The 18,164-nt window shown below is 41.5% G+C and carries 26 protein-coding genes; 22 read left to right on the forward strand and 4 right to left on the reverse strand.

Annotated features, from left to right (window positions below; all coding sequences use genetic code 11):
* Both GTU69_RS06290 and GTU69_RS06295 read left to right on the forward strand, forming a co-directional pair.
* Positions 1 to 4,515, forward strand: coding sequence for a translocation/assembly module TamB domain-containing protein (locus GTU69_RS06290; RefSeq protein ID WP_166169055.1), 4,515 nt, complete (start codon positions 1 to 3; stop codon positions 4,513 to 4,515).
* Positions 4,516 to 4,668: 153 nt separating this feature from the next.
* Entirely contained in the window at positions 4,669 to 5,874 is a 1,206-nt protein-coding gene (locus GTU69_RS06295) for an integrase family protein (RefSeq protein WP_166169057.1), read from the forward strand.
* Here GTU69_RS06295 and GTU69_RS06300 read toward each other — a convergent pair.
* The 3 genes from GTU69_RS06300 to GTU69_RS06310 are packed head-to-tail and all read right to left on the reverse strand — an operon-like array spanning position 5,871 to position 6,647.
* Positions 5,871 to 6,140, reverse strand: a complete 270-nt coding sequence (locus tag GTU69_RS06300) for a helix-turn-helix domain-containing protein (RefSeq protein WP_166169059.1) — start codon at positions 6,138 to 6,140, stop codon at positions 5,871 to 5,873. The two genes, GTU69_RS06295 and GTU69_RS06300, sit on opposite strands and share 4 nt — an antisense overlap.
* Positions 6,130 to 6,336, reverse strand: a complete 207-nt coding sequence (locus GTU69_RS06305; protein ID WP_166169060.1) for a hypothetical protein — start codon at positions 6,334 to 6,336, stop codon at positions 6,130 to 6,132. Before GTU69_RS06305 ends, GTU69_RS06300 begins: the two co-directional genes overlap by 11 nt.
* A complete protein-coding gene (locus GTU69_RS06310; RefSeq protein WP_166169061.1) occupies positions 6,333 to 6,647 on the reverse strand; it encodes a hypothetical protein in 315 nt (104 codons plus the stop codon). The genes GTU69_RS06305 and GTU69_RS06310 overlap by 4 nt, the downstream gene beginning before the upstream one ends.
* On the opposite strand from GTU69_RS06310, the gene GTU69_RS06315 reads away from it, so the two are divergent.
* The 19 genes from GTU69_RS06315 (at position 6,633) to GTU69_RS06405 (ending at position 16,483) form a co-directional block, all read left to right on the forward strand.
* On the forward strand, positions 6,633 to 7,049 hold the full coding sequence (locus GTU69_RS06315; protein ID WP_205683453.1) for a hypothetical protein: 417 nt from the start codon (positions 6,633 to 6,635) through the stop codon (positions 7,047 to 7,049). The two genes, GTU69_RS06310 and GTU69_RS06315, sit on opposite strands and share 15 nt — an antisense overlap.
* Before the next feature lie 22 nt (positions 7,050 to 7,071).
* The gene (locus GTU69_RS06320; RefSeq protein WP_166169063.1) at positions 7,072 to 7,248 is read left to right on the forward strand and encodes a hypothetical protein; all 177 of its coding nucleotides are present in this window, start codon (positions 7,072 to 7,074) and stop codon (positions 7,246 to 7,248) included.
* A gap of 26 nt (positions 7,249 to 7,274) precedes the next feature.
* Positions 7,275 to 8,306: a minor capsid protein gene (locus tag GTU69_RS06325; protein ID WP_166169065.1), complete on the forward strand. Its 1,032-nt coding sequence runs from the start codon at positions 7,275 to 7,277 to the stop codon at positions 8,304 to 8,306.
* A complete protein-coding gene (locus tag GTU69_RS06330; protein ID WP_166169067.1) occupies positions 8,255 to 9,298 on the forward strand; it encodes a P22 phage major capsid protein family protein in 1,044 nt (347 codons plus the stop codon). The genes GTU69_RS06325 and GTU69_RS06330 overlap by 52 nt, the downstream gene beginning before the upstream one ends.
* A 49-nt stretch (positions 9,299 to 9,347) precedes the next feature.
* Positions 9,348 to 9,677, forward strand: coding sequence for a hypothetical protein (locus GTU69_RS06335; RefSeq protein ID WP_166169069.1), 330 nt, complete (start codon positions 9,348 to 9,350; stop codon positions 9,675 to 9,677).
* Positions 9,678 to 9,680: 3 nt separating this feature from the next.
* A complete protein-coding gene (locus tag GTU69_RS06340; protein ID WP_166169071.1) occupies positions 9,681 to 10,067 on the forward strand; it encodes a hypothetical protein in 387 nt (128 codons plus the stop codon).
* On the forward strand, positions 10,064 to 10,438 hold the full coding sequence (locus GTU69_RS06345) for a hypothetical protein (protein ID WP_166169073.1): 375 nt from the start codon (positions 10,064 to 10,066) through the stop codon (positions 10,436 to 10,438). The genes GTU69_RS06340 and GTU69_RS06345 overlap by 4 nt, the downstream gene beginning before the upstream one ends.
* Positions 10,434 to 10,808, forward strand: coding sequence for a glutamate 5-kinase (locus GTU69_RS06350; protein ID WP_166169111.1), 375 nt, complete (start codon positions 10,434 to 10,436; stop codon positions 10,806 to 10,808). The genes GTU69_RS06345 and GTU69_RS06350 overlap by 5 nt, the downstream gene beginning before the upstream one ends.
* Positions 10,805 to 11,089, forward strand: coding sequence for a hypothetical protein (locus GTU69_RS06355; RefSeq protein ID WP_166169075.1), 285 nt, complete (start codon positions 10,805 to 10,807; stop codon positions 11,087 to 11,089). Before GTU69_RS06350 ends, GTU69_RS06355 begins: the two co-directional genes overlap by 4 nt.
* Positions 11,061 to 11,438, forward strand: a complete 378-nt coding sequence (locus tag GTU69_RS06360; protein WP_166169077.1) for a hypothetical protein — start codon at positions 11,061 to 11,063, stop codon at positions 11,436 to 11,438. The genes GTU69_RS06355 and GTU69_RS06360 overlap by 29 nt, the downstream gene beginning before the upstream one ends.
* Positions 11,435 to 11,836 carry a phage tail terminator-like protein gene (locus GTU69_RS06365; RefSeq protein WP_166169079.1) on the forward strand — a complete coding sequence of 134 codons (402 nt, stop codon included), beginning with the start codon at positions 11,435 to 11,437 and terminating at the stop codon, positions 11,834 to 11,836. The genes GTU69_RS06360 and GTU69_RS06365 overlap by 4 nt, the downstream gene beginning before the upstream one ends.
* Positions 11,837 to 11,992: 156 nt before the next feature.
* Entirely contained in the window at positions 11,993 to 12,526 is a 534-nt protein-coding gene (locus GTU69_RS06370; protein WP_166169081.1) for a Rha family transcriptional regulator, read from the forward strand.
* Positions 12,523 to 12,885, forward strand: a complete 363-nt coding sequence (locus tag GTU69_RS06375) for a hypothetical protein (protein WP_166169083.1) — start codon at positions 12,523 to 12,525, stop codon at positions 12,883 to 12,885. Before GTU69_RS06370 ends, GTU69_RS06375 begins: the two co-directional genes overlap by 4 nt.
* 65 nt (positions 12,886 to 12,950) lie before the next feature.
* Positions 12,951 to 13,886, forward strand: coding sequence for a phage tail tube protein (locus GTU69_RS06380; RefSeq protein WP_166169085.1), 936 nt, complete (start codon positions 12,951 to 12,953; stop codon positions 13,884 to 13,886).
* 39 nt (positions 13,887 to 13,925) lie between these two features.
* On the forward strand, positions 13,926 to 14,396 hold the full coding sequence (locus GTU69_RS06385; RefSeq protein ID WP_166169087.1) for a hypothetical protein: 471 nt from the start codon (positions 13,926 to 13,928) through the stop codon (positions 14,394 to 14,396).
* A gap of 485 nt (positions 14,397 to 14,881) precedes the next feature.
* Positions 14,882 to 15,181: a DUF4258 domain-containing protein gene (locus GTU69_RS06390; protein WP_166169089.1), complete on the forward strand. Its 300-nt coding sequence runs from the start codon at positions 14,882 to 14,884 to the stop codon at positions 15,179 to 15,181.
* 8 nt (positions 15,182 to 15,189) lie between these two features.
* Positions 15,190 to 15,648: a helix-turn-helix domain-containing protein gene (locus tag GTU69_RS06395; RefSeq protein ID WP_166169091.1), complete on the forward strand. Its 459-nt coding sequence runs from the start codon at positions 15,190 to 15,192 to the stop codon at positions 15,646 to 15,648.
* Between the two features lie 92 nt (positions 15,649 to 15,740).
* Entirely contained in the window at positions 15,741 to 15,953 is a 213-nt protein-coding gene (locus GTU69_RS06400; protein WP_166169093.1) for a hypothetical protein, read from the forward strand.
* Between the two features lie 71 nt (positions 15,954 to 16,024).
* Positions 16,025 to 16,483 carry a DUF4468 domain-containing protein gene (locus GTU69_RS06405; protein ID WP_166169095.1) on the forward strand — a complete coding sequence of 153 codons (459 nt, stop codon included), beginning with the start codon at positions 16,025 to 16,027 and terminating at the stop codon, positions 16,481 to 16,483.
* Here the strand turns inward: GTU69_RS06405 and GTU69_RS06410 are convergent.
* Positions 16,460 to 17,619, reverse strand: a protein-coding gene (locus tag GTU69_RS06410; RefSeq protein ID WP_166169097.1) for an IS3 family transposase whose coding sequence is annotated in 2 segments (ribosomal slippage) — positions 16,460 to 17,385 and positions 17,385 to 17,619 — 1,161 coding nt in all. Because the reading frame shifts where the segments join, the coding sequence is not laid out codon by codon here. The two genes, GTU69_RS06405 and GTU69_RS06410, sit on opposite strands and share 24 nt — an antisense overlap.
* A gap of 270 nt (positions 17,620 to 17,889) precedes the next feature.
* Here GTU69_RS06410 and GTU69_RS06415 point away from each other — a divergent pair.
* On the forward strand, positions 17,890 to 18,117 hold the full coding sequence (locus GTU69_RS06415) for a hypothetical protein (protein WP_166169099.1): 228 nt from the start codon (positions 17,890 to 17,892) through the stop codon (positions 18,115 to 18,117).
* The last annotated feature ends 47 nt before the right edge of the window (positions 18,118 to 18,164 follow it).

Raw genomic sequence — 18,164 nt, forward strand, 5'->3', positions numbered from 1 at the left:
ATGGCTGAAGTAGAACAGCACCCGGAAACGGAAACACCTAGACCGAAAAAGCGTCGTATTTTAAAGAGTGTGCTATTCACATTACTTATCGTGTTTGTGTTGCTGATTGCTTCTTTCGCTGTGATGTTTAGTACCGATAAAGGCAGCAAGTTTTTACTGGACCGTGTTTTAGAGCGTCAGCAAATTATTCATTATGAATATGAGGGCGGTAATCTGCTCAGTGGCATCATCTTAAAAAATATTTTAGTCACACTCAAACCTGTAGACGTTAAAATTGACCGAGCGGATGTCACTCTGGGCTGGCGTGCCATCCTTAAAAAAGAAATTCATCTGAATCGTGCCGATGTACGTAATCTGCAAATTATCACCAAACATCCACCGAGTGATAAACCATTTAAATTTAATGAAATCCGTTTGCCCTTTGTTTTGCGTTTAGATACGGCAGATGTCGATCATCTGCTGATTAAAACCGCTTCGGCAAGTGTCAAGTTTCACGATATACACCTGAATGACGCGCTCTGGTCAGGTACTGAATTGAAGTTTGAAGATTCCCGGATGGATATGGGTTACCTTTCGGTGAAAAATGCCACGGGCAATATGAAGTTTGAAGGGAAATACCCTTTACATGCTGTGGGTGATCTGAACATACCTGCACTGCATAAAAATCTAAATATTCATGATATTAAAGTAGTTGCAACTGGGTCTTTAGATACGATTCAGGCCGGTGTAGCGACCAATACCCCAGACCTGTTAACCGGTTGGGTGGTAGTGCATCCGGTACGCAAACATGTGCCGATGTTTGGCGAGTTAAATTTTAAAAAATATCATTGGCCATTGCTGAAGGAACAAGAGCTATATACCAAAAATGGCGTGGCTAAATTTAATGGTGATATTCAGCGTTTAAATATCGATGCCATTACAGATTTAAGCGGTAAAAATATTCCGCAAGGTCAATATAACGGCAGTATGCATACCGACTTGGTACATCAACTCGACATTAGCAACTTAAATGGTCAGTTGATGAGTGGTGCGGTGAATGTTGCAGGCGTGGTGAGCTGGAAAGATCATGTCACCTGGGAGATGAATGGCCGTGTCGACAAAATTAATCCTAAAGATAAACTGATTCCGCAAATCATCCAGGACTTTCTACCGCCAACTCTGGATGCCAAAATTGCCTCCAAAGGCCGTTTGCAAAATGGTCTGCATTTAACCGCATTGGTAGATTTTGATCGTTATGAAACATGGAATCTAAAGCTCGATCAGGCCGAGCAGAAAGGCAAAAAACCAAATCCGATGCTGCTGAATGTGGCCTGGCAAAATATTGATCGCGTCGTGCCTTATGTGGGCTGGTTAAGCAGTAAATCGGGTGACGTAAAATTGGCGCTGGTTGAAGGCAAGCAGGATATTCATGTCGCTACAGCGGTCACCCAAAATGATAAGGGTGTGTTGCCTGAAGGTCTGTATACCGCCCAGCTTAATTTCAAAAATAATGACTTGAATATCCCGAGTTTTAGTTATGTGGCAGGTAAAAGCAGTTTAAGCGGTAGTGCTAAAGTAGATTTTCCGACCAAAAAACGTCAATTGAAATGGAATGCCATTCTCAATGCCAAAGATTTTAATCCGCAAACTGTTGCGGTGGCTGCACCAGTTAATTTGCTTAATGGTCAGGTAAAAGCGAATGGTTTTGCCAAACCGAATCAGCAGATTATCCATCTGAATGCGATTAATTTAACTGGGCGCTTGGCGCAGCAAAATAATAACGAAACAGTACGCTTAACTGGACGTAGCACCATCGCCCTTTTATTTAATACCCAAAAAGCGGGTGGTACATTTAAAAGTTTTGCCGTCAATTATGATGGCGCACTCAATGCCAGTCAGATTCCAGCCAGCGAAGGCATGCTCAAGTTCAAGATCTCCGGTACACCTGAACTGGTTAAAGTCGATGAACTGAAACATTCAGGTATTGCCGGGAAAATTTATGCTAGTGGTCTGGTCTATCTTAAAAATGGTTTGGGCTGGAATATCAATGCCTCGCTGGTACGTTTTAAACCGCATTATTTTGTCTCGTCTGTGCGCGGTGAATTGTCCGGTAACGTGAAAACTGAAGGGGTTTGGTCAGACAGCTTAAAACGTATTAATATCCAGAAACTGAATATCGCTGGTATGATCAACAATAAACCTGTTCGCGGAACAGGAAATCTAGCGATGGTGATTAATTCAAATCAAAAAGGCTTCCTGCCACAACAGTTTGAAGCGAACAACTTGTATCTTTCTTATGCAAAAAATCAGGTTCAGGCTACTGGTAATGCCCAGAACTTAAGACTGAAAATCAATGCACCGGCCTTGTATGAAATATACAGTGGACTTCGTGGCCGTGCTTATGGCTATTTAAATGTGCAATCACAACCACGCCTGCAAGCGACGGCCAATCTGTCGGTAGACGATTTCGGTTTTAACCAGTTATTCAGTGTTAAAAAATTACGTGTACAAGGCGAGCTGCCGACTTCTGAGTCGACCCCGACCTTGATGACTGCCAAAATGGAAAACTTGCGTAGTGGTACACGTGAGATTCAGCAGGGTGAAATTTCACTGGCCGGAACGCGTAAGGCCCATATCCTGAAAGTACAGGCACAAAACAGACTGTCTAAATTTTATGTGCAATTGGCCGGTGGTTTTAATGCACAGAATGACTGGTTGGGACAAATCCAGAAAGGTGATTTTGACTCCTTGCGCGCACGTTTGGTACAACGTCAAAATGCCTCAGTGATTTACAGTTCTGCCAAAAGCGAATTGTTTGTCGGTGCGCATTGCTGGTCGAGTCAACAAAGCCAGTTGTGTTTTGACCAACCGATACGGGTCAGTAAAACCAGAGGTAATGTTTCATTTATTACCCGTAATGTCGATTTAAATGACTTTGCTGCTTTTATGCCAGAAGGTCTGGAAATTACCGGTAAGGTCAATGGTTATACCAAAGCCACTTGGGCACAAGGCAGCAAGCCAAAAATTGATGCTAGACTGGTGACACGCAGTGGTGTGATCGGGCTCGCCGCTGAAGATCCACAAGATATGGGTTCTACACTAAATTATAATGAAATTGCAGTGGTGGCAAAAAGTGTAGCGACGGGGCTACAGGTTCGTTTAGATGTTAAAACTCCTGAAATTGGTACCGGTTATGCCAATGTCATTATTGACCCTTATAAAGACAGGATGCCGATGCGCGGTGAGATCGCCTTCGATCAGGTACAACTGAAAGTCTTTAAACCGTTTATGCGGGATGTCCGTTCCCTGGCGGGCAACTTATCTTTTGCTGGAAAAATTAGCGGTACTTTAACGCAGCCTTTGCTGAATGGTGAAATGCGCCTGAAAGATGGTGCGATCAGCATGATTTCCTTGCCGGTGAATTTAACCAATATTCAGGTCTATTCTTCCATTCGTCAGGATCACGCTACCATTAACGGTGCATTTAATAGTGGTCAAGGTGCAGGTGCATTGACTGGTAGTGTAAATTGGAAAGATGACCCTCGCATTCAGTTACATTTAAAAGGTGAAAACCTGCTTATGCGTCAGGCACCGTTAATTACCGCCGTGGTTACGCCTGATTTGTCTTTAGATGTGCTGCCGTTTAAGAAGAAATTAAGCTTAAGCGGTAAGGTAGATGTACCACGTGCCTTAATTTCGATGCCTGAAGCTTCAGCACCGGTAATCAATGTATCTTCAGATGTACGAATCGTGCGTGAAGGACAAGATCAGCTTGCAATATTAAGGGCAGCCCGTCCTTGGGATATCCGTGCCGATGTCATGGTCAATTTAGGTAATCAGGTGATTTTCCAGGGCTTTGATAGTCGTATTCCACTGGCCGGACGTTTGTATCTTTCACAACGTGGACTTGAAACCGCCATGCGTGCTAATGGTGCAATTGGGGTCAGTCAACGGGTAAAAATTGAAGCCTATGGACAAAGTCTGGATTTGAATCGTTCGATTGCACGTTTTAACGGTCCTTTATATAACCCGACCCTGGATATCGATGCCAATAAGACTGTACAGGGTAGTCTGGTTGGGGTGCGTGTAACAGGTACAGCAACCAGTCCGAATATTCAAGTGTATAACGATGCCGGATTGTCTGAACAGGAAGCCTTAAATGCCATCATTACCGGCCGTATTAATGAAGGTGCCAGTGGTATCAGTCAGGAAGCGGGCTTTAAGTCCGATGTCAACAATACCATTGCGGCTGCCGGAATCAGTATGGGCTTAGGCGGTACACGCGCTCTCACCAACCAGATTGGACGTACTTTTGGTCTGAGTGGTCTGGCGCTGGATGCACAGGGAACGGGAGACGATACTCAGGTCAGTGTGACAGGTTATATTACACCGGATCTGTTCATCCGTTATGGTGTAGGGGTGTTTACACCGGTGAATAAATTGACCTTGCGTTATCAAATGAATAAACGTTTATATCTGGAAGCGAGCCAATCGCTAGAACGTGCGATCGACGTGTTCTATAACTGGCGCTTCTAATGGTATGAAATTTATAAAGTTGCTAAGTTATTGTTATTTAATTAGTTATTATTGTTTTTGTCTACATGAAAAATAGCTGTGTAGACTATATGTAGACTGTTGAGTAATTTCAGGATTAAAATGCAAGTGTCGAATTTGTAGATTAATCCTGAAATGAAACTCAACAAGTCTAATGTTGATGCTATTGCATTGACTGAAAAAGGGCAAGCCATCTATCGTGATTCTGATTTAATAGGCTTTGCTGTTCGAGTAACAACAAAAAGTAAATCTTATATTGTTGAACGAAGACACGAAGGGAAATTGTTCCGACTGACTTTAGGTAAGGCTAATGAAATTACACCTGCAGAAGCCAGAAAAAAGGCTCAGTCTGTTTTGGCTGATATTTCTAATGGTGTTTTTGAGAAAAAGAAAGATGTCTTAAATGATGCTATGACATTTAGCCAAGCATTTGACCTATACCTAAAACAAAGAAAATTAAAACCACTTTCCATTTCTACTTATAATCACTGTATCGACAAATTTCTTTCAGACTGGAAAGACAAGCTTATCTTTGAAATCAGTAAAAAGGATGTATTTGACCGGTTTATTAAGCTGACTGAATATAGCCCAACACAAGCCAACCTAACTTTAAAAATGTTTGGATCTATCTGGAGGTTTGCTCAAGTACATTGCTCTACAGATGAAAATCCAATCCTCAAACATAATCCAGTTGATGTAATACCGGCAAAGCGGGGATGGAATAAAACCAAAACGCGTACCCGGCATCTAGATGAAAGCAGCATCCATACCTTTTACAATGCTGTCCTAAACTACTTCACTGAGCGCTCTTTGTATGATGATTCTTCAAAGAATGCTGTTAGAGATTTGGTACTATTTATTATGTATACAGGCTGTAGAAGAAACGAAGCGCAAACCTTGAAATGGGAAAATGTAGACATTGAGAAGGGGTTATTTGTATTTAAGGACCCTAAAAACGGTGATGACCATTTACTACCAATGGGCGACCATCTTTTTGAGATCATCAAGCAGCGTTATGAATTGCGTAGAAATGAATATGTTTTCCCAGGATCTAATATGGGTTCAGAAGCAAAGCATATTTCAGGTGCAGAAGGTCTTTTAAGAACCATTGGAGAGCAAACAGGGATACAAATATCATTGCATGATTTACGCCGAACTTTTGCGACTATTTGTAATAACCTTGACTATGGTCCATACACCATCAAGCGACTACTTAACCACAGATCCGGTGCTAAAAATGATGTGACTGGCGGCTATGTTCAGGTATCTCTAAAAAAATTACGGCTTGCAATGAATGACATTGAAGCCGTCTATCAGGGTAAGCTCAACTGCTTCGATTAGGAGGCAAGTTGAGCAGTATTCATTACTGTTTGTCTTTGCTGGTAGTTCAAAACATCTGCTTTTTTATAGGATACACAGCGACCAACCTTTGTATAAGGAATCCCACCACCGACACAGCGTAAACGCTGCAAGGTATGGATGGAGCAGGATAGGTAAATTGCAATATCTTCCTGTGGAAACAACTGTTGATCCGGTGCAGCAAGGAAGAAGCGGTTTAGGCGCATATCTTTGTCTTGTTGCGACATTTCTGTAAGCTTAATTTTCATAATCCACCTCCAATCTTTTACACGCTTTAATTTCTTCATCAGTAGCATGACTAAACCACTTCTTTGGATAGCAATAACCTTTACCTTTTTTGCACCTAACAACAATATTTTTACCTATGGTTTTTTCGTATTTAAAAATACGTGTTTCCTTGTTGGCGCATCTTGAAACAACCAAATCACCAGGTTGTAGACTCATGAAACCTCTCCCAAAGCCTTTACCACGCCACTCGGCAACCCACTTAAATAACACGTGAACAAGTGATACAACTTATCCGCATTCATTTCATTGATTTCAAGCATTGCACCGGTGCCAGACTTAACGCGCTGTCTTGACCAGTTACGCATATCAAAAGTGAACTCATTGTCAAAATCCACAGCATTGATAATTGCATTGAATGAGCCAACATCACCGGCAGACCATGAATCAATGTAAGGCTTATCACGCGCAACAAGGTTATCGATTTGAAGTTGAGCAAACTGGATGTTTGTTTTTTGAATTTCAGTCATTGGCTGGCTCCTGTGCTTCGATCACTGCCAAAATTCGTTTTTCAGCATCAATATAGTAGTCAACAGGCCGGGAATGAAAACTCTATTCAGCATTCAGTCTTGTCGCTGGTGGCCGCTAATATTTCAGAAGCGATTACCATGGCATTGCGTTGGTGTGCAAAGTTCGCATTACCAAATCATGATTTAAAAGTGGATGAGCTGAGTTACACGATTGCTCAGGACTTCAACAAGCCAAAATACGATTCAACACGCTCTAAATTGATTTACGAAGCCTGTCTTGCCGGTGAATTGCCAATGTATGTTTGGTATCACTATGAACAGACAGGAACTTTCCCTGAAGATAAATGGGAGGACATCGTAAATAAAATTGAACAGCGGAATGATGGCAGTATGGATGCATAATTCATCGGGTGGGGGATGTGTGATGACACTCAATAAAATCAAAGCTAATGTGCCTGATGGTGCAAGATATATAGATAATCAAGGCGACTATTGGAAGATAGTTAAAAAACAGCCTTTTTTCTATAGAAATAAAGAGTGGATTGCATACATCCTCTCAGCAAAAATAGCTAAGTTAAAATATCAACTCAAACCACTCTAGCAGTGGTTTTTTAATGGGTGCAACTTATGAACACATCAGCGCAAAAAAACTTACTTGATGCGCTGACTCAACATCAGGCATATCTGTACCGCGTTTCATCACAGTCAGTGAATGAACTGATTAAGCAATTTGGCAGCATCTCAAATGCTCAATTACAGCGTTTATCCGAACTGCTTGATGAATTAACCGACTCAGAACGAAATGCGCTGAAATCTCTTAATTTTGGCAGTAAAGCGAAAGCATCAAAACGCATTGAGGAAATTAAAACCATTCTTGATGAGTGGTTTAGTTCAATCGATGTGGACCTGTCTGAAAAGTTCAATAAATCTGCTTTGGATTTGGCGATATACGAGGCTGCATATACAGCAAAACTTGCCGGTGATGCGACTGTTGTAGTGGCAGGCACGGAAATCTATAAGGCCGTCAGAGCAACGCCTTTTGCTGGTGGTCAGTTGGTTGATTACCTGTTTTCTGATATTGCCGATTCATTGCGTAAAAAGGTGGAGTACGTCATTCGTGATGGTATTTCACAAGGTCAGACCAACCAGCAGATTGTTCAGAGGATCAAAGGCAAGAAATCTTTGGATTATAAAGATGGCTTGCTTCAAAGCACCGAATCACAGATTGAAAGACAGGTCAGGACTGCCAGAAGTCATGTGGCCAACGTCACATACAATCAAACATGGGATGCATTAGGTTTTGATTATCGAAAGGTAGTTGCCACACTTGATGGCAGAACCTGTAAAGACTGTGCGAGTCTTGATGGCAATGTCTATCACAAGGATGATCCAAAACGCCCGAGATTCCCCCGGCATCCTAATAGCCGAACAGTAGAAATTGGTTGTGACAAAGATGGCAATATTGCTGGACAACGCCCGTTTGTCATGGATGAGCGCAAGGTTAAAGACATTCCAAAAGATGAGCGTAAAGACCTGATAGGCCAGCTGGATGCAAATACATCATTTAAAGACTTCTTTGATCAGACAGATGAGTTTTTTCAGAAAGAGTGGCTTGGGCCATCACGTTACAAGCTGTACAAAGATGGCGGGTACCGGTAACTACTGAAGTGCAAGCACAAGATACAGTTCCTGGTGTAAATGCCCCAAATACTGGTGATACCAGTGTTGACCATGTGGATGCTGCAATCACTAAATCTCGCCATGTGCCTGTACGTTGGAATGGTGAGGAGACCAAAGGTCTAACCAATGCTGGCACATTCAGTACCATTCAAGCGGATCGCTTCTACCAAGCAATGCGTACTTTGGTAAATGAAATCGAAAGCGATGTGCATGCTGAAGCATATAAAAATGCATCACGTGCTTATGGCTCTGCAGGTGTAACACCTTTTGGTACCGCAACTGACTTGTCGGACTTCTCTGGTGTACTGCGTATTTTGGAAGAAAATGGCGCACCGCGTACTGACTTGCAACTGGTCCTTGGCCACTCTGCGATTGGTAACCTTCGCGGCAAGCAATCAGGTTTATTCAAGGTGAATGAGGCTGGTTCTGCTGACATGCTGCGAAATGGTATGACTGATCGCATCATGAACATGGCTATCCGTCATTCTCATGCGACTGGATTGCATGTGAATGGTGATGGTGCCAATTACCTAGTGAATGGTGCCAAGACTGCAAAATCAACCACTATTACAGTAGATACCGGTACTGGTACTGTTCTGGCTGGTGACATTGTGACTTTCGCAGGAGATGCGAATAAGTATGTTTCTGGTGGATTAACGGATACAAGTCTTGCATTAAATAAATCAGGCTTACTTCTTCCTGTTGCTGACAATGTAGCAATCACTCGTGGTGGTGCCTATACAGCAAACGTGGCATTTGCTCGTTCGGCGATTGCATTGGCAACTCGTGCACCAGCATTACCCGAAGGTGGTGACTCTGCGGATGATGTGATTCAGGTGGTCGATCCTTTAACCGGTCTAGCATTTGAAATTGCTGTTTATCGTCAGTTCATGCAGGTTGTTTACCATGTTCGTTTGGCATGGGGTGTCAAGGCCATCAAGCAAGAGCACATTGCATTGCTTTTAGGCTAATAAAATCAAGAAAGGGTGCTTATGGCGCCCTTACTTTTTGGAGACTCAAATGTCACAAATTAAAACTGTAAAAATTAAAGATGGCGACGACTTTCGTGTAATTAATGAGTCGGACTTTGATGCGTCTCAACATGAGCTTTGCGAGGGTGAGCAACTTGGCGAAGGTCATAAAATTATAGTAACTCTTTCTGCTGAAACTGCACCAGAACTACAGCAAGCCATTGATGAAGCGAAGGCTGAATGTGAAAAAGTCCAGGCTGAAAATGAATCTCTAAAGGCCCAAGTAAAAGACCTTGAGGCCAAACTCAAGAAACAGGCTGCTGCCGAAGCAAAGTCTACAAAACCTGCTGAAACAAAAGCAGAACAACCAAAGGAATAACCCATGAGCTTTATTACTCAAGAACAGGCTGAGCAAATTTTAGGGGCAGACTTTGCACCAGCTGGTGATAAAGCTCGCCTCGTTCTATTGGCTAATACCTGGATGAAGAATGAAGTCGGTTTTATTCCAGATCTAATTGATCCAATCCTAATTGATGCTGCATGCGAAATTATTAAGGGCATTCAGGCTGGTGTTATTTATTCTGGTATTTCCCGGCAGACAACCAGTGAAAGTGTAAAGGCTGATACTGTTCAGGTCAGTGAAACATTCGCTGAAGGCAGTCGTGAAATCTCAGAATATGAACAGATTGCTCAAGCCTTTATTGATTCGCTTAATCTTGTAAATCCAGATGCTGCACAAGGCTTTGGATTTGAGGTATTCCGGGCATGATCAATAACAACTATGTGCCGGAGTGGCACACCACACCATTTGAGCACATGCGCTATACATTGGTCAGAAACCAAGATCAACTCGATATTCTATTTGATACTGTAAAAGCGCCATTTGAGTTTTTAGAGGGTGGTGCGGATGCCCGGGTAAACTTTAATGATGACCATGCAATTGTTCAGATTAAAGATTGTGACTGGTGGCACTTAAACCAAATACACGGCCTTCTACTTCATGAGGCTGTGCATATCTGGCAAGAGCTAAAAGAAAAAATGGGTGAAGAAAGCCCGAGTGTTGAGTTTGAAGCTTATTCAATTCAAGCATTAGCTCAAGACTTATTTGAGCTTTACGAGCGGAGTGAATGCGGTGATTAAGAATAAAATCCAGTCTAAAGTGGCCAAGGCATTTGATAAAAAGCTTGGTGATGCAGTCGACAGCTTTACATGCTCTAAAGAAATCCGGTCAGGTGAATTTGACTTCGTGACTCAGACTTATCCGGTGATTACGGTTGAAGCCTATACCGGTAGAGGCGTACTGTTTGGATCGTACTTAAAAGATATGGTCAAACCGACTGATTATCAGGTGACGGATTCAAAAGCCATTGTGCTACAGAATGAAGTGACTGGAATCCCCCAGATTGGCGATGTTTGGGCTACCAGCAAAGGCGGTTTCAAGGTGATGAATATTGGGGCTGACCCAGTGTCAGCGACCTATATAGCTCAATTAAGAAAGGTGGGTGTATGATTTACATTGATGATCAAAATCTTATACACCAAGCCATGCACACAGATGGTGTTTATCATGCTGATGTAGAGCAATCTGAGCCTAAGGTTAAAGATGTTTTACTGAATGGCATTAAAATACAGCATGTGATGTTTTGCGATACAAATAAAGGTTATCTCGTAAAGCACAAGCAGGCAGTGGATGGAAATCTTATTGTGGAAAATGGTGCTTTTATTTATGAAATAAAAGTAGGCAAGGTAGAGGTGGTGCTAGATGGGATGGAGTGGAAAAAAACCAACTGATTTCGCACTTGATATAGTCAAAGATTGCGAAACTCATGTGAAAAAGGTGGCTGGTGTTGGACTCCAATCAGTCGTTGTCGGTTCTCCGGTACAAGACGGTGCCTATCGTGGCAATCATCGTATTTCAATCAATACAGAAGATTATAGCTATGACTTACAAGAGCAAGACTTAAACGGCAGCAGCACGATTGCAAAAGGCAACGCTGAAATAGTCAAATTCAAACTCGGTGATATTGCCTACATTCAAAATAATTTGCCGTATGCTTTGCGATTGGAAAACGGCTGGTCTGGTCAGGCCCCTAACGGTGTTTACTCAATTGCCTTTCAAAATATGAGAAATATGAAATGAACCTAACCCAAGCAGAGCAAGCAATTTATGGTCGTATTGGCACGTTCAATTATACTGGTTTAGATAAGGCTAATATCCGTATTGAAAACCAGAAAGGTGTATTTACAGCACCAACCGATAAACCGTGGTGCCGGGCATCCATTCAATATGCTGATTCTCAGATTGTTGGAGTGGGTAATGGCCCATGTAAGCGCAATTACGGCATCATCCAGATTCAGTGTTTTATTCCGAAAGGCACTGGTACGCTTGGCATGACTAGTCTATGTGATGCTTGGGATTCACACCTGCAAAGCTTTCAGTCCTCACATCTTGAAATCTATAAAGTGCATGCTCCGCAAAGCATAGATGATAATGATTTTTATGCAAAGCTCATAAGAGCTGAGTTCCAAGTGAACTAGCTTAACCACTTAATTAAACCGTCCTTTATGGGCGGTTTTTTTATGCCTGCTTTCAGGCAAACCACTGGCTAGGGCGACGGCTCGAAAAGCGCGTTTTCATGTTCAATGCGCCTGCCAGTTTCTTTTTTTGAACATGGCCATATAAGAGGAAATCTTATGAACATGATGACAACACTAAATTTACGCGCCATGGTTACAAGTGAAAATGGTGAAGCAAAGACAACTAGCTATGCAGTAGCAGAGGCTTTTAAAAAGCGTCACTCCGATGTGCTTAGAGCAATTAAAAATATGAAATGCTCTCAAAAATTCCGTGAACGCAATTTTGCGTTTACCTTAGAAAACAAGAAGATAGGAAATACAAAAAGAAACACAGGCTTTTATCAAATGACAGAACGCGGCTTCATGTTTCTTGTTATGGGTTTTAGTGGTGAAAAAGCCGATGCTATTAAGGAATCATTCATTGATGCATTCGAGTGGATGGCAAACCAATTAACCCAAACCTTCCAGTCTAAATGGGCGAGATATAACCATATCAGTCTTGAATACAAAAATAGAAAGCAAGAGGTGAGTGGTCAGGCGCGTGGTATGCGCCAGTGGCGTGATGATAAGCCAATATTTGAAAGTGAAATTACACAACTAGAAAGTGAATTACAGCCATCACTACCATTTACAAGTGAGATCTTGGCATGAATCCAATTACAGATAATGCCTACCTTCTTTTCGCTTGTAGACAGGCAAATGAAAGTGATTTAGAGGTTGATTTCCTTATCGATGGTACGGCTTATATTGTTATAGCGGCATCAAAGGCGAACATGCTTGATCTTGCTGAAAAGCAGGGGGAAATAGAAGCTAAATTCCCCAAATATAAAATCATTGTGACACAGCGACCATTGTTTAACCTGATTGAAACCCTAGATCAACTCGAACAATTAGAAGCTGCAATAATTGCAGATGGCGACCTCATTGACACCAAGCCAACTGGCCGAATCGTTGATGCGTTTAACTGGAATAAGAAGCACGACGGAGCGAGACAGCGCGGCCACTGCTAGAAAGAAATTCAAAAACCAACTCCACCACTCGGTGGTTTTTTTTATGCCTATAAGGAGCAAATGCCATGTCAAAAGGCACTGATGTGGTTATCCACATCGCGAAAGAAGAAACACCCAATACATTGCCCGCATTGCCTGTTTGGCATACATTGCGACGCAATTCAGATTCACTGAAAAAGAAAGTGTCTGTTACTCAGTCCGATGAGATTATTGACTCGCGGTTTGAGCAGGGATCTATTGCTACCTCTGGTGAGGCAGTTGGTAATATTGAATATGAATTGTCAGCACTCAGCCAAGATATGTTTTTCGAGGGCGTGGCTGGGAATCTCTTTGTTGATTCGGGTACACCATCAGTTTCAACATTAGATATCGGTGGTGACACATTACCAACCTACACCATTGTGAAGCATGACAAAAAGGTTGGACTAATTCAGGTATTTTCAGGCTGTCGTATTGGTGAACTGACAATTCAAGGTGATACGAAAGGCAAAATTACTGGTAGTGTGTCTATTAGTGCTACAGGTTATGAAACACCAGTTGCTACACCAGTGGTAAATCCATTGGCTGCTACAACCACGCCATTCATGTCATCTATTGATGTAAATACATTCAAAATTAATGGTGCAACTACTGTTGGAACTGCATGTGCTGAATCGTTCAAGATCACTATTAATAACAATCTGACAGCCAAGCCATGCTTGGGTAGTGAAAGCCTGATTCCGAACCGATACACAGAAGGTAAAGTTTCTATCACTCTCAATGTCACGCTGGCCTTAACAACAGCATCTAAAGCATGGATCCCATACGTTGAAACTCGTCAGACCATGACAGCTGAAATTGGACTGGAAGACAATTTAGGCAATGCTTACGGTTTCAACTTCACCAAGCTGGAACTGGATAATGATGGCCTTTCTGATACTAATGCTAATGATGATCACACGTTAGGTTTGGAATTCCGTCACGTCAAAGAAGCTCCAACAATTACTCGTACTACAGCATAACAATAGCCCCGAAAGGGGCTTTATTTTTAGGATAAGAAAATGGCTTTAAAAGTAGCAATTCAACAAAGTAAAGATATCGCTGTCTGGAAAGAGTACAAAGATGCAGATGGTAATGTATTGGCTGAATTTAAAATCCGTGGCGATGAATATAAGCAATATCGCGTGGCCTTGGAGCGAGCTCAGAACCAGATCGCATCAAAAGGCTATGATGTGGCATTGGCAGGTAGCGAAGATAAGCTTTACCATGAGCTGCTGCTTGAGGCTGCAGCGTGCCACCTTATTACAGACTGGAAGGGCATTACATTTGTAGAAGATGGCGAAGAAGTTGAGGTGGGGTATTCACCAGAAAATGCTACCAAACTTTTAAACATGGGTGATATTGGTCCAATCATTTGGATGTTTGTGAAAGACCACGCAAATAAAATCCAAATAGAGGCGAATAAGGAACTGGCTGACACCCTGGGAAAGTCCTCAGCCTCTACGACTGGCACACAGGAGACGGAAGCCTAACTGATTTTCAAAAGAAGATCCGTGATAAGCAAGGTCGCAAACTGAGTGATGCCCCAGAATACAGCTGCATAGCTCATGCAATTTTAGGTGCATATAATGAAATCGCATGCTCTCGCCGCTATGAGCAAGGTGTTCCGTTGCCACTTGATGTGTCAGCACTACTGAATTACATAGAAGTGTTTGATCCACCATGTGAGTTGTATATTTTCTATAAAGCGATTAAGGCGATAGACAATAAATTTATCGATAAGGCTCACAAGAGCATAAATAAGAAATCAGCTTAGATGGGTTCTATCAGTTGATAAACAGCTGATAGATGATGCTACACGACAGGAATTAACACAGTTGTAGGGTCACAAATATTGACATTTCTGTAACTATAGCGTATTGACCGATTATGCTATATGGAATAATATTCGCACATACCGCTAATAATTAACGGTTCTGCGCAAATCACTCAACCCAATCAATAAAAGTGTCTGTATATGTGTTTAACCGAAATTGAAGCTAAGCGTAAGCTTAGAGAAATTGCAAAAGACACTAGAAAGATCAAACTAACAACGCATGTTAGGGAAAGGATGATGGAGCGCGGTATCTCACTTAAACAGATTATTTGCTGTTTTGAGTATGGAGATATTACTGAGGGTCCTTATCCAGATACCCGTGGTGATAGTAAGTTAAATATTACTGTTCGCACTGCAGGGGAAAATATTACGACAACTGTTGTGATTAGATGTCGTGAAGACGGGGATTTCTCAATTGTTGTTACTACATTTAAAGAATAGGCACAGTTATGTATCACTATGAAGAGTGTGGTTTAAGCAATGTTTGGCTTGTTGATGGTTTTGAAATAGAAATCGATGATGAATATGGTGAGTTAGTATCTATTGCATCAGTGAATGAACTTCATAAAACCATTGGCCTATATTTGATTAATGAAAAACCAGAACTTAATGGTGAAGAAATTCGCTTCTTGCGCAAAGAATTAAATCTTTCGCAGAAAAATCTAGCAGGCATTTTAAAGGTCAATGAGTCCACAGTCCGAAACTGGGAAAGTGATCGAGTAGAGATTGGAAAGCCTGCTGAACTTGTTTTAAGAGCCTTATATAAAGAGCAAGCCCATGGAGGTGGTGCTCTTATGGAAATGATTGAAAAGCTTAATCATCAAGAGCGAACTTTTGAAACCAACAATATGAATTTTTCATATTCGCGGAATCATTCTTGGAAGCATAAAGAATGTGAAGCAAGATAAAAAAACCACTCTTCGGAGTGGTTTTTTAATGTTTGAAAAATATAATAATTCCGCTATAACTGAATCTCACCTTATAAGATGAGAATTTAAAAATGGTTGACTATAGCAAAATTGAAGAAGAAATCGAAAATATGGAATCAGGGCAGAAAAAACCATTTGGTGCACATTACACTACTGAAGAGTTTCAAGGAGTTTATGAGTTTCTTTTAGAGTTGCAGAGTGAAGGCATTATTTATGTAAAACCACACACAGAATCCCAGACAGGCCTTAGGCAAGTTGATGCTGCCTTTGTTACAAAGCTGTAAACCGCCCAAGTGGCGGTTTCTTTTTGTCCAATAAATTAGTATCTTGTGATTACTTATAAGAGGGTATTCACATGAAAAGATTATTGATTGCAGGGGTGATTGGATTTAGTTTGGTGGGGTGTGCTACAACACCACAACAACCAGTAACTCCAGCTAAATTTGAAAAGATTTACCAATTAGATAATTTAAAGCAACCACAGATTTATGATGGGGCACGACAGTGGTTTGCTGTAGCTTTTCGCTCCGCAAATGCAGTAATTCAATATGAAGACAAGGCTACTGGCACCATCATTGGCAAGGGCATCATGCAGTATCCTTGCAGTGGGATGGAGTGTTTAGCAATGACAGGAAATGAGAAAGTTGAGTTTACTGTGAGAGTTGATGCTAAAGAAGGTAGAATGCGAGTTGGATATGACAATTTAACCTATAGCGCTCCATCGTACATTAGTTCCGGTATAAGAATGCCTGCACAAAACTATCCAATTATTGAAAGTAGAAAATTGATCCTAGACAATATTGTGGACAGCTGATCTCTCTAAATTCTTAAAATATTTCTGTTCAAAGGCTTCTGGGCTTAACCAGCCATTTGCAGAATGTCTTCTCACCCGATTGTAATAAATCTCAATATAGTCAAACAAGACAGCATTTACCTCTTTTCGAGTAGCAAACACACTGCCATGTATCACATGATCTTTCAATGTATGAAAAAAGCTTTCGGTCACTGCATTATCCCAACAGTTTCCTCGTCTAGACATACTCTGAATACAATCATTTGTCAGTAATAGCGTTCTAAAATCACGACTACAGTACTGTGAGCCTTGATCTGAATGCACCATGACACTTGTTGGATAACCCTGACGAGCCATGGTATAGCTAAACGCATCACACACCAATTGACGGTCTATTCGATGGCTAGTTTGCCAACCCACAATACGACGGCTGAATAAATCTAGCATTACACATAAGTACAGCCAACCTTCTTTGGTTCGGATATAGGTAATGTCTGTTGTCCAAATTTTATTAGGCTGAGTGGCTGTAAATTGGCGATCCAACAGATTTGGTGCTGTAGGCAAACGATGATTTGAATCAGTTGTATGCTTGTATTTACGTGAAATCCTGCTACGTAAACCAAGCTTTTTCAGCATTCTTCCAACGGTTCGTTCACTCATGCTGTAACCCAAATCATGCATGTCATGTACCAATGAAGGTGCACCCAATCGTGCATGATGCTGCCAATATACGGCTTTTAAGTCATTATATTTCTGCGCTGTATTGGCCTGACGTTTTCGCCAGGCATAATATCCCGAAGTGCTGAATCCTAGGCATTTACAGGCAAAAGATACAGTGACGCAATTCACAGCCAGATCTTGAATTACCGTGTACTTTTCTTGGCATGATCTGTCAGAAAGTACACATGCGCTTTTTTTAAGATGTCATTGGCTTCCCTGAGCTGTTTGACTTCTTTCTCTAATTCTAAGATCCGCTGTTGTTCTGGGGAATGTTGGCGTTTGCTTGAACCCGCCGAATTAGTTTCACGAATCCATTTATCCAATGTTGAATAACCCACACCTAATTTCTGGGCAATTGCAGCGACAGATTCTTGTGAGTTTGAAAGTGCATAATCAATTGCTTGCTGTTTAAATTCAGGACTAAAACGTTTAGCCATTCTTGTGTCTCCAAAGATTAAAGTTACGTTAGCTTTAGAGGGACTGTGTGTCCATTATTTTGTCTAGGATCAAATCAACGCCTTTAATTATTGGTAAGTTAAATAAGCTCTCTGATGAAATGGCTGAAAAAATCAAAACACAGCAAAAAGTAAATGCTGACTGGTGATGTTCACTAAGCTGAAAGCCCACTTCGGTGGGTTTTCTTTTCGCTTAAAACTTAGACTGCATCTTATTAATTTGTTACTTTATAGGGAATTAAGGAGGGGTTTATGAAGAAATTATTATTGGTTGGGGTGGTGTTATTGGGAGTAGTAGGGTGCTCCAAGGTAGAAAAAGAGTCTAAAGAAGCCGTCTTAAGCACCTTAAAAGATCCTGATTCAGCGCAATTCCAAAATATAAATGGGTACTGTGGAGAGGTAAATTCCAAGAATAGCTATGGTGGTTATGTCGGTTTGGACTGCTCCCAGTATCCTAGACATGAGACAGCCTCATTTTGAAGCTGCTTCAAAGGCTTCTGGACTCATCCCGTCGAGATGCGAATGAC

Origin of the sequence: Acinetobacter sp. SA01 (assembly GCF_011319235.1) — a bacterium.
GTDB lineage: Bacteria > Pseudomonadota > Gammaproteobacteria > Pseudomonadales > Moraxellaceae > Acinetobacter.

What these genes read in the sequence shown, in the direction of transcription:
- GTU69_RS06290 (WP_166169055.1), top strand. Translation starts at nt 1, where the DNA reads ATGGCTGAAGTAGAACAGCACCCGGAAACGGAAACACCTAGACCGAAA.
- GTU69_RS06295 (WP_166169057.1), top strand. Translation starts at nt 4,669, where the DNA reads ATGAAACTCAACAAGTCTAATGTTGATGCTATTGCATTGACTGAAAAA.
- GTU69_RS06300 (WP_166169059.1), bottom strand. Translation starts at nt 6,140, where the DNA reads ATGAAAATTAAGCTTACAGAAATGTCGCAACAAGACAAAGATATGCGC.
- GTU69_RS06305 (WP_166169060.1), bottom strand. Translation starts at nt 6,336, where the DNA reads ATGAGTCTACAACCTGGTGATTTGGTTGTTTCAAGATGCGCCAACAAG.
- GTU69_RS06310 (WP_166169061.1), bottom strand. Translation starts at nt 6,647, where the DNA reads ATGACTGAAATTCAAAAAACAAACATCCAGTTTGCTCAACTTCAAATC.
- GTU69_RS06320 (WP_166169063.1), top strand. Translation starts at nt 7,072, where the DNA reads ATGACACTCAATAAAATCAAAGCTAATGTGCCTGATGGTGCAAGATAT.
- GTU69_RS06325 (WP_166169065.1), top strand. Translation starts at nt 7,275, where the DNA reads ATGAACACATCAGCGCAAAAAAACTTACTTGATGCGCTGACTCAACAT.
- GTU69_RS06335 (WP_166169069.1), top strand. Translation starts at nt 9,348, where the DNA reads ATGTCACAAATTAAAACTGTAAAAATTAAAGATGGCGACGACTTTCGT.
- GTU69_RS06340 (WP_166169071.1), top strand. Translation starts at nt 9,681, where the DNA reads ATGAGCTTTATTACTCAAGAACAGGCTGAGCAAATTTTAGGGGCAGAC.
- GTU69_RS06345 (WP_166169073.1), top strand. Translation starts at nt 10,064, where the DNA reads ATGATCAATAACAACTATGTGCCGGAGTGGCACACCACACCATTTGAG.
- GTU69_RS06355 (WP_166169075.1), top strand. Translation starts at nt 10,805, where the DNA reads ATGATTTACATTGATGATCAAAATCTTATACACCAAGCCATGCACACA.
- GTU69_RS06360 (WP_166169077.1), top strand. Translation starts at nt 11,061, where the DNA reads ATGGGATGGAGTGGAAAAAAACCAACTGATTTCGCACTTGATATAGTC.
- GTU69_RS06365 (WP_166169079.1), top strand. Translation starts at nt 11,435, where the DNA reads ATGAACCTAACCCAAGCAGAGCAAGCAATTTATGGTCGTATTGGCACG.
- GTU69_RS06370 (WP_166169081.1), top strand. Translation starts at nt 11,993, where the DNA reads ATGAACATGATGACAACACTAAATTTACGCGCCATGGTTACAAGTGAA.
- GTU69_RS06375 (WP_166169083.1), top strand. Translation starts at nt 12,523, where the DNA reads ATGAATCCAATTACAGATAATGCCTACCTTCTTTTCGCTTGTAGACAG.
- GTU69_RS06380 (WP_166169085.1), top strand. Translation starts at nt 12,951, where the DNA reads ATGTCAAAAGGCACTGATGTGGTTATCCACATCGCGAAAGAAGAAACA.
- GTU69_RS06385 (WP_166169087.1), top strand. Translation starts at nt 13,926, where the DNA reads ATGGCTTTAAAAGTAGCAATTCAACAAAGTAAAGATATCGCTGTCTGG.
- GTU69_RS06390 (WP_166169089.1), top strand. Translation starts at nt 14,882, where the DNA reads ATGTGTTTAACCGAAATTGAAGCTAAGCGTAAGCTTAGAGAAATTGCA.
- GTU69_RS06395 (WP_166169091.1), top strand. Translation starts at nt 15,190, where the DNA reads ATGTATCACTATGAAGAGTGTGGTTTAAGCAATGTTTGGCTTGTTGAT.
- GTU69_RS06400 (WP_166169093.1), top strand. Translation starts at nt 15,741, where the DNA reads ATGGTTGACTATAGCAAAATTGAAGAAGAAATCGAAAATATGGAATCA.
- GTU69_RS06405 (WP_166169095.1), top strand. Translation starts at nt 16,025, where the DNA reads ATGAAAAGATTATTGATTGCAGGGGTGATTGGATTTAGTTTGGTGGGG.
- GTU69_RS06415 (WP_166169099.1), top strand. Translation starts at nt 17,890, where the DNA reads ATGAAGAAATTATTATTGGTTGGGGTGGTGTTATTGGGAGTAGTAGGG.